At 48.1% G+C, this 1501-nt stretch carries 2 protein-coding genes; both read right to left on the reverse strand.

Features of this window, described 5'->3' with window-relative positions; genetic code table 11:
• Positions 1–293, reverse strand: a 293-nt coding sequence (locus ABYW01_RS21130) for a hypothetical protein (RefSeq protein ID WP_372836555.1), incomplete at its 3' end; no start/stop codon positions are given.
• Between the two features lie 16 nt (positions 294–309).
• Positions 310–1092 carry a Phenylacetic acid catabolic protein gene (locus ABYW01_RS21135; protein ID WP_193953245.1) on the reverse strand — a complete coding sequence of 261 codons (783 nt, stop codon included), beginning with the start codon at positions 1090–1092 and terminating at the stop codon, positions 310–312.
• Positions 1093–1501 lie beyond the last annotated feature (409 nt).

Raw genomic sequence — 1501 nt, forward strand, 5'->3', positions numbered from 1 at the left:
ATCTGATCAGTATTGATACCTTTATAGAGATCAGCCTGAACAGCACGACACTCTTCAAAGAATCGATCTGCGATTAGACGGCGGCGCATATAAATTTTTGCAGCTTCCTGCTGACTTGGTCGCATGTCGGCGAAATCTGATACGTCAGGAAACTCCGCCGTAGCGAAGTCCCCTTTCAGCAGCGCCCACATCCCAGACCAGTCTTCCTCAGCACCATCAAATGCTTTATAGCCAAATTTGGCCAACACACTGACATTGCTTTCAACTAATTTATCTGGAGATGGGATAATCATGATTAAACCCTCTTAATCACTCTACGCCGTAACCTACGCGCATGTCGTAGTTTGGCTCAACACCTTGTGGCAGTACGAAACCGATATCACCCAGACGGTCTTCCAACAGCTCCAGATATTCAGCCTGCAGCTCTTCAGGTGTTTTAACCTTCAGACCATACTCGTGGTAGATATCGAACATCTCGGACTTCTTGCCACCTTCAGAAGGACGGCCGTAGAAACCCAGACCAACCTGCATGAACTTAGCAATACGTTCCTGCATGAATTCACGGGTTTTCTCACCACCAAATTCGATGCAACGCTTGGATGCCCAAACGCCAAATGCCAGATGACCGTGTTCTTCTTTATGGATACGCACGTTTACACGCGCCCATGGCAGGTAAGAACACTCACGGTACTGGCCCAGGAATGCCACAGCCGCAGGGGTTACTACGGTTGAGAACAGGGCAACATCTTCCCAGCACTCGAACCAGGTAGACCAGTTTTCTTTACGGAAACCGTTGATCACATTGACTTTGCTTGAATCTGGATTTTCCGGATTTGATGCCAGCTCGTGCAGACGTGAATCAACATCAACGTCCAGATCACGCAGCAGGTTCCAGATGTAGTAGCCGTGACCCATCTCTTCCATGACTTTTTTGGAGAGACGGTACGCTTCTTCCGGGCGTGGCGCGAAGCGATGGTTTTCAGCTACACGCTGAGCACCGGCGTATTCAGAATCAGCCTGAAACGTCATCAGGTTGATCAGACACTCTTTATAGTGCTCTGGCAGTTTATCGCCCTTATCGTAAGTCTTCATAAACGGTTATCTCCGATTGTTCTGAGCAAAACGCACATTAACTAACTAACGCAAACCTAACAGCGCCGCTCTCCCAATCCTGCCCACCCAAAGTGACACAAAATTCGACGCCGGAATCAAAATTAGTGTATCATTCACTGCATGTCAACCATTTGTTGAGACCACCATTGCCCAGCAAGACACCACCTATTCAGTTGAAGGTGACAGCGGGACACACTAGAATTCCCTGTAAATTAAGGGCTTGCGGGATAATCATCCTGCCTGCAGTCAACAACAAATGATTTGCAGATTTTTTTGATGACAAAACTTCGCTGTATCGAAGAACTCGTAGAAGAGTTCAAAAACCAGCGCCCGATCCGCGGCGGCTCGCTAATCATTACAATTTATGGTGATGCGATCTCCCCGCGAG

The sequence above is a fragment of the Pontibacterium sp. genome (genome assembly GCF_041587635.1).
Lineage (GTDB): Bacteria > Pseudomonadota > Gammaproteobacteria > Pseudomonadales > Balneatricaceae > Pontibacterium.